This window comes from Streptomyces sp. WAC05292 (assembly GCF_003949955.1).
In the GTDB taxonomy this organism is placed as follows: domain Bacteria; phylum Actinomycetota; class Actinomycetes; order Streptomycetales; family Streptomycetaceae; genus Streptomyces; species Streptomyces globosus.
On sequence record NZ_RPSE01000298.1, the window covers coordinates 1 to 7,930 of the forward strand.

The following is a 7,930-nucleotide window of genomic DNA, read 5'->3' on the forward strand; positions in this document are numbered from 1 at the left end:
CCCTCGGGCCCGGTCCGGCCGGTGGCGGCGGTCCTGAGCGACCGCATCGACGACGTGGCGGTGGCCGAGGCGGCCGCCCGCATCGCACTGGCCCGCCGCGCCCCCGCTCCCCCGAGAGGAAACCCTCCGCGATGAACGGCCTGTCGTTCCCGGTTCCGCTGTGGGTGTGGGCCGCGGTCACCGCCGGCATCTGCGTGATGCTGGCCGTGGACCTGATCGCCCACCGCGACAACCACGTCATCGGCTTCAAGGAAGCGGCGATCTGGTCAAGCGTCTGGATCGCCATCGGCCTCGGCTTCGGCCTCGTCCTGTGGGCCTGGCAGGGCGGGGAGGTGTCCTCGACCTACTACGCCGGCTACCTGATCGAGAAGGCCCTGTCGATCGACAACGTCTTCGTCTTCGCCCTGGTCTTCTCCTTCTTCGCCGTCCCCGACGCCTACCAGCACAAGATCCTCTTCTGGGGGGTCCTCGGCGCACTGGCCGCCCGGCTCGTGTTCATCTTCGTCGGCGCCGAACTGCTCCAGGTGTTCTTCTGGACCGCCTACCTCTTCGGCGCGTTCCTGATCTGGACCGGCTGGAAGATGGCCGTCTCCAAGGACCAGGAAGTCCATCCCGACCGCAATCCCGTCGTCCGCCTGGTCAGGAAGCTGATCCCCACGGACCCCCGGTTCCACGGCGACAGGTTCTTCGTCCGCGTCGACGGACGCCGCGTGGCGACCCTGCTGTTCGTCGCGCTCGTCGCGATCGAGGCCACCGACCTGGTCTTCGCGATCGACTCCGTCGCCGCCGTCCTCGCGATCACGACCAACACCTTCCTGGTGTGGACCGCGAACGCCTTCGCCGTCCTCGGCCTGCGCAGCCTGTACTTCTGCCTCGCCGGGCTCCTGCGCCGCTTCGCCTACCTCCACTACGGCCTCGCGGTCCTCCTCGCCTTCGCCGGGGTCAAGCTCATCCTGTCCGAGACCCCCGTGGGCAAGCTCCCCATCCCCCTCACCCTCGGCGTCATCGCCGCCACCATCACCGTCTCCATCGCCTGGTCCCTGATCGCCACCCGCGGCCGGCCGGCCGACACCGCGGAGCAGCCGGTCGGGGAAGGCACCGCGGGCACGACCGGCACGCCCTCCGCCGCTCCCGCCGCCCATCGGCCCGCCGCCGACAGCGGAGCACGCTCCGAGGACGCGCCATGACCGGCGCCGCGGGCCGGACGCGCCTACCGTGGGGGCAGGTCATGGCCGGCAGCACGGGCAGGTGGACGGTGAACGGACCCGCGATCGACTATCAGGCCGTCTTCCAGGCCCTGCCGGGCGCGGCCGCCCTCCTGACCCCCGAGCTGGTGTACGCGGACGTCAACGAGGCGTTCCTGACGGTGGCAGGGCGCACGCGCGAGCAGGTGGTCGGCCGCTACCTGTTCGACGTCTTCCCCGACAACCCCTCCGACCCCCTGGCGTCCGGCATGCGGAACCTGCGCGCCTCCCTGGAGCGCGTCGTCGCCACCGGGGAACGGGACGCCATGGCCTTGCAGCGCTACGACGTGGAGGACTCCGAGCGGCCGGGGGTGTGGCAGGAGCGGTACTGGAGTCCGGTCAACGTCCCCATCCTCTCCCCCGACGGCACCGTCGCCCTTCTGCTGCACCGCGTGGAGGAGGTCACCGAGCTCATCCGGGCCCGCGGCGCGCGCACCGGCACGGACCGGTCCCAGATTCTGGAGGCCGAGCTCTACACCCGTGCCAGGGAACTCCAGGGGGTCAACGAACGCCTGCGCCAGGCCCACGCCCGCGAACGCGAGGTGGCCCTGCACCTCCAGGAGGCGATGCTGCCCACGCCCCGCCCGCTCGGCCGCCACCGGGCCGCCGTCCGGTACCGGCCGGCCACGGGGGCGCTGAACGTGTGCGGGGACTGGTACGACCTGGTCGACCTGCCCGGCGGCGACCGCGCCGCCGTCGCGGTCGGCGACGTGGTGGGCCACGGCCTGCGCGCCGCGGGTGTCATGGGCCAGCTGCGCAGCGCGCTGTCCGCCGCCTCCCGCGTCGCGGCCGGCCCTGCCCAGGCCCTGGAAGTCCTCGATCTGTACGCCCGCAGCGTCGACGGAGCGGAGTCCGCCACCGCCGTGTCCGTCTTCATCGACTGGAACGGCCGCACCCTCACCCACAGCAGCGCCGGCCATCCCCCTCCGGCGCTCTGCCACCCCGACGGCACCGTCACCTTCCTGGACGGGGCCACCGACCCCCCGCTCGGCGCCCGGCCCGAACACGCGGCCCGGCCCCAGGCCCGTACCGCCTTCACCGGGGGCTCGGTCCTCGCCCTGTACACGGACGGCCTCGTCGAACGCCGCCGGGAGGACATCGACACGGGCCTCGCCCGGCTCGCAGACGCCCTCGCACGCCACCGGGCCGCCGACCCCGACACCCTCGCCGACGCCCTGCTGACCGATCTCGTCGCTCCCGCCGGCGTCGCCGACGACACGGCCCTGGTCATCCTCCGCTTGTGAGGGTGCCCGCTCCCTGCCCGGGCGCCAAACCCGCCGGGGCCGGTCCGGCGGGACCTTCGGCCCCGGGCCTTGGCCCCTGCAGCCCTGCGGCCCGGCCGGGCGGGATGCCAGCCTGGGACGTACCGACAGGTGACCCGGGTGCCCGGCAGCCATCGAGCGAGAGAGCGGTGCCATGGAGCCGAAGTACGTGTACGACTTCGCCGAGGGCGGCCGGGACATGGCCGACCTGCTGGGCGGCAAGGGCGCGAACCTCGCGGAGATGGCCCGCATGGGGCTGCCCGTACCGCCCGGTTTCACCGTCACCACGGATGCCTGCCGGGTCTTCCTGGAGACCGGTGAGCCCCCGCCGGAGCTGGAGGGACAGGTGGCCGAGCACCTCGCCGCGCTCGAACGCGCGGCAGGCCGGCGGCTCGGCCGGGTGGACGACCCGCTGCTGCTCTCCGTCCGCTCCGGAGCCCGCTTCTCCATGCCGGGCATGATGGAGACCATCCTGGACGTCGGCCTCAACGACCTGTCGGTGCTGGGCCTGGGCAAGACGCCCGAACGGGAGCGCTTCGCCTGGGACTCCTACCGGCGCCTCGTGCAGATGTTCGGCAGTACGGTCATGGGGGTCCCCGGCGCCCGGTTCGAGGCGGCCCTCGCCGGGATCAAGAGGCAGCACCTCGCCGCCGACGACACCCGGCTGGACACCTGCGATCTGATCAGGCTGGTCGAGACGTACCAGAACCTGATCCGGGAGGAGACCGGGCAGGAGTTCCCCCAGGACCCGGTCGAGCAGCTGCAGCGGGCCGTCCTGGCCGTCTTCGCCTCGTGGAACGGCGAACGGGCGCGGATCTACCGGCGCCGCGAGCGCATCCCCGACGACCTGGGCACCGCCGTCACCATCCAGACCATGGTGTTCGGCAACCTCGGCCCCGACTCGGGCAGCGGCGTGGCCTTCACCCGCGACCCGGCCACCGGGCGGCCGGGCATCTACGGCGACTACCTGCAGAACGCCCAGGGGGAGGACGTCGTCGCCGGCATCCGCAACACCGTGCCGCTGCAGCGGCTGGAGGACCTCGACCCCGCATCGTTCCTCCGGCTGCGCGACTGCATGGATCGACTGGAGGCGCACTACAGGGACCTGTGCGACATCGAGTTCACCGTCGAGCGCGGCACGCTGTGGATGCTGCAGACCCGTGTCGGCAAGCGCACCCCGCAGGCCGCCTTCGCCATCGCCGGGCAGCTGGCCGACGAGGGGCTGATCTCCCCGGAGGAGGCGCTGGCCCGGGTCGACGGTCGGGGGCTGGCCCGGCTGATGTTCCCCCGCTTCGACACCTCCGGTACGCGCGAGGTGCTGGCCCGGGGCATTCCCGCCTCACCCGGGGCCGCCGTGGGCGCGGTCGTGTTCGACTCCGCCGAAGCGGTCCGCCGCTCCGCGGGCGGGGAGAAGGTCGTCCTCGTACGGCAGGAGACCACCCCCGACGACCTGCCCGGCATGATCGCCGCCGAGGCCGTGCTCACCAGCCGCGGCGGGAAGACGAGCCACGCGGCCGTCGTCGCGAGGGGCATGGGCAAGGTCTGCGTGTGCGGGGCCGAGGACCTCACCGTCGACCCGGACGCACGGCTCTTCTCCACGTCCTCGACCACGGTGCGCGAGGGCGCCGTCATCTCCGTGGACGGGTCCGAGGGCCTGGTCTTCCCCGGCGCCGCGCCCCTCGTCGACTCCCCGGTGATGCGGTACTTCGAGGCCGGCGGGCAGCCGCCGGCCGAGTCGGCCCCCCAGGTCGTACGGGACGTGCACCGCCTCATGGGCCAGGCGGACGAGTCCCGGCGCATGGAGGTCAGGGCCAACGCGGACACACCCGGGGACGCCGCCCGCGCCCGGCGGTTCGGGGCCCAGGGCATCGGACTGTGCCGCACCGAGCACATGTTCCTCGGCGACCGGCGGCCCCTGGTCGAAGCGATGATCCTGGCCCGCGACGACACGGAGCGGGAGGCGGCCCTGAACGCCCTCCTGCCTCTCCAGCGCGAGGATTTCACCGGCATCCTGGAAGCGATGGACGGGCTGCCCGTGACCATCCGGCTGCTGGATCCGCCCCTGCACGAGTTCCTGCCCGACCTGACGGAGCTGTCCGTGCGCGCCGCGCGGCGGGACGCGCTGGGGCAGCGGCCCGAACCCCGCGAGGCCGAACTGCTGGCGGCGGTCACCCGGATGCACGAGGCGAACCCGATGCTGGGCCTGCGCGGCGTGCGCCTGGGCCTGGTGGTGCCGGGGCTCGTGGCCATGCAGGTGCGCGCCGTCGCCGAGGCCGTCGTGGCGCGGAAGCGGGCCGGCGGCGATCCGCGGCCCGAGATCATGGTGCCGCTGGTCGATGCCGTGGAGGAGCTGCGGCTGGTGCGGGAGGAAGTGGAAGGCGTGTTGAAGCGCGTCTCCGCCGGCAGCGGCATCGCCGTGGACTGCCCGGTCGGCACGATGATCGAGCTGCCACGGGCCGCCCTCACCGCGGGCCGGATTGCGCAGGACGCGGACTTCTTCTCCTTCGGCACGAACGACCTCACCCAGACCACCTGGGGCTTCTCCCGCGACGACGTCGAGGCGGCCTTCTTCTCCGCCTACCTCGACAGGGGCGTCTTCCAGACCTCCCCGTTCGAAACGATCGACCGCGAAGGGGTGGGCCGGCTGGTCGAGATCGCGGTGGCCGAAGGACGCGCCGGCCGGCCGGGGCTGAAGATCGGGGTGTGCGGAGAGCACGGCGGAGACCCCGATTCCATCCACTTCTTCCACGACGCCGGCCTGGACTACGTCTCGTGCTCGCCGTTCCGCGTGCCCGTCGCCCGCCTGGAAGCCGGACGCGCCGCCCTGCCCCCGGCAGGAAGCAGTGACAGCCGCTGACCCGCTTCGGCGTGCGGCGGGGGAAGGCGGAGGAGAGGGGCGCGAGGCCCTGCGGATCGCGGTGGCGCCCGGTCGGGTGACCGGGCGCCGCACCGTCGTCCGCGACCGGTGGCGCACCGGCCGGCGGGCCTCAGGCGAGGACGAGGACCTCCGACACCGGCCGACGAGGCGTCGCGGGGGCCTCGGGGCCGTATCCCAGCCGGATGAGCATCTGCGGATGCCCGGCCGTCGAGGAGGGGTCGCGCACCGCCCAGCGCAGCTGCGGCCATTCGAGGGCCTGGGAGTTGAGAGAGGTGGCCAGCCCGTCGAGCGTCGCCTGCAGCAGCACCCGCTCCAGGGCCTGACCGGCGCGCAGCCAGTCCTCGCGTCCGTCCTCGCGCGTGCCGAGGACCGCCAGGCAGGGCGACTGCTCGAACACCGCGGACCGGTGCCCCTCGACCCGGTGGCCGGCGGTGAAGTCACGCACGGGCGCACGGCCGTCGTAGCGGCCGGGCCCGAGGGCCTCGGCGGGGATGCCTTCCGGTCGCGCGGCGGCCGAGCCGGTCGTCCACCGGGTGATCTCCTCGCGTACGCCGGGGGCGAGCTCCTCGGCGCGCTCCGCGTCCCGCACGAGGTCGAGCAGCGACTCCACCTGCCATGCGCCCGCCACGTCGAGGCGTGCGCCCTCTGCCCGTGCGGCGCCGCGCAGCCCGTCGAGCACCGCCTCGGGAACGGCCTCGTCGGTGAAGGGCTCCCTGCTCGTGTGCCGCCGGCGCAGCGCAGGGTGCAGGGCGGCGATGTCGTCGTCCGCGCCGGAGGGCGCGAACGTGATCCGTGCCAGCGTCCGGGGATCCGCGGGATCCGGGAGCAGCCGGACGTCCGGCTCCCATCCCGCGCGTGCCGCGGCGACGCGCAGGTTGAACAGGGCCGCCCCGCATCCGATGTGCAGTCCGCGGGTGGAGGGGTCGGTGTGCGGCATCGCGCGGGCCGGGTCCATGCGCATGATCAGCACGCCGTCCGCCTGCGTGTGGCGGAAGAGCCAGGGCTGGGCGTTGTGCATGGACGGCGCGGTCGTCGCATCGGCCACCCACGACGTGATGGACGGCGGATCCGGTGTGCGTTCGGACACGGGGTCACCTCCGGGAGGCGTGGTTGTCGGTGTCGACCCACGGACCACCATGACGGCACCGGCCGCCCGGTGGACCGCGCCGTACGCCACATGGCCCGGACGGGCCACCGCGGCGCGGCTCGCGGAAGACGCTGTCTCCGGCTTCACCTCCAGCGTGCCCCTGCCGGGCGGGCGGGGACAGGGGCCGCTCGGGTACGGCGTGGGCCGAACGGCCCTTGCCGCCTGGCGGGGGCGAGGCGGCAGCCGGCAGCGGGGCTCCGCGCAGGCCTGCCCACCACGGCGCCCGGAGTCCGAGGGGGCGCCGCGGCGCCCGCAGCGGGTGGGCCGGGGTTCCGCGGCCCCGGCCGGTCAGGTGCCGCTGCGGTGGCCGGCCGCGCCCGGCCGACCGGGCGGGAGGCCGCGCCAGATCCGCTCGTAGGCCGGGCGGTAGCCCGGCGGGTCCCAGGAGGTGCCGCCGCCGCTGTTGGCCGCCGTGACGACGTGGACCGGGGCGACGTACCCGCTCGCGGGCCGGCCCGCGAAGGCGCGGTTGAACTCGTCGACGATCTGCCATCCCTGCTGGCTGAGCGGCTCCGGCACCGTGGCGGCCTGGAACCGGCGGGCGTTGATGCGCTGGAAGGCGGACGGGTCCCCGTCGCCGGCCCCGATGTTGAGCGGCGGCCCGGCACCCGGGCGGCCCGCGGCGCGGAACGCCGGGGCGGCGTCCGCGAAGTACAGGTCGTTGATGGCGACCGAGTACGTCCAGTCGCCGCCGAAGCGGGAGAGGAGGGAGGAGACCTCCTGCGGGGTGCGCTGGCCGGCGTCCGGGATGGGGATGTTCTCGTACGACAGCAGCCGCACGCCGGGGCAGGCGGCGAGCCGGCGCCTGATCAGCCCGGCCTTGTTCCGGGCGAACGGGATCGAGTCGTCCGTGAAGAGGACGACGCCGGCGCGGCCGCCGGAGCCGGCGATGACCCAGTCGGCGCTGATCCGGGCGACGTCCTCCACGTTGGTGGTGACGTTGGTGAAGAGCTTCGGGTCGGTGCTGGGGCCGGGCGCGGCCACCGCGTGCCAGCCGACGAGCGGGATGCCCGCCGCCTCGGCCCGGGCGAGCTGCTGCGAGGTCAGGCGCGGGTCGAAGCCGCCGAGGGCGATGCCGGACGGCTTCAGGGTGACCGCCTGGCTGAGGGCGGCCTGGATGCCCGCCGGGGTGCCCTCGCCGTCGATGACCCGGACCTGCCAGCCGATGGCCGCGGCGGCCTGCCTCACGCCGTCCGCGACGCCGGCGACGCCGGGGTTGGTCATGGTCTGCGCGACGTACACGAGGGTCTTGCCGGGGACGGCGTGAGGCAGGCCGCCGAGGCCATCGGCATCCCCGTCCGCCGCCACTCCGTCCACGCCTTCACCGGATCCGGACTGGTCGTCGGCATCGCCGGCGCCCTCCTCGCCGCCCAGCAGCAGACCGGCAACCCGAGCGTCG

General features: G+C 74.2%; 5 protein-coding genes. 3 read left to right on the forward strand and 2 right to left on the reverse strand.

Annotated features, from left to right (window positions below):
- Window positions 1-131 precede the first annotated feature (131 nt).
- From EF903_RS24430 to ppdK, 3 genes are all read left to right on the forward strand, one after another.
- Window positions 132-1,187, forward strand: a complete 1,056-nt coding sequence (locus EF903_RS24430; RefSeq protein WP_125546590.1) for a TerC family protein — start codon at window positions 132-134, stop codon at window positions 1,185-1,187.
- A 41-nt stretch (window positions 1,188-1,228) separates the two neighbouring features.
- Window positions 1,229-2,488, forward strand: a complete 1,260-nt coding sequence (locus tag EF903_RS24435; RefSeq protein ID WP_260615858.1) for a PP2C family protein-serine/threonine phosphatase — start codon at window positions 1,229-1,231, stop codon at window positions 2,486-2,488.
- 172 nt (window positions 2,489-2,660) lie between these two features.
- A complete protein-coding gene (gene ppdK, locus EF903_RS24440; protein ID WP_125546592.1) occupies window positions 2,661-5,363 on the forward strand; it encodes a pyruvate, phosphate dikinase in 2,703 nt (900 codons plus the stop codon).
- 130 nt (window positions 5,364-5,493) lie between these two features.
- Here the strand turns inward: ppdK and EF903_RS24445 are convergent, their stop codons facing one another.
- Window positions 5,494-6,471: an Acg family FMN-binding oxidoreductase gene (locus tag EF903_RS24445; RefSeq protein ID WP_125546594.1), complete on the reverse strand. Its 978-nt coding sequence runs from the start codon at window positions 6,469-6,471 to the stop codon at window positions 5,494-5,496.
- Window positions 6,472-6,819: 348 nt separating this feature from the next.
- Window positions 6,820-7,911 carry a substrate-binding domain-containing protein gene (locus tag EF903_RS24450; RefSeq protein ID WP_399421588.1) on the reverse strand — a complete coding sequence of 364 codons (1,092 nt, stop codon included), beginning with the start codon at window positions 7,909-7,911 and terminating at the stop codon, window positions 6,820-6,822.
- Window positions 7,912-7,930: the final 19 nt, after the last annotated feature.

Bases quoted from the DNA above. Each gene is read 5' to 3' on its own strand.
- EF903_RS24430 (WP_125546590.1), top strand. From the start codon at position 132: ATGAACGGCCTGTCGTTCCCGGTTCCGCTGTGGGTGTGGGCCGCGGTC.
- EF903_RS24435 (WP_260615858.1), top strand. From the start codon at position 1,229: ATGGCCGGCAGCACGGGCAGGTGGACGGTGAACGGACCCGCGATCGAC.
- ppdK (WP_125546592.1), top strand. From the start codon at position 2,661: ATGGAGCCGAAGTACGTGTACGACTTCGCCGAGGGCGGCCGGGACATG.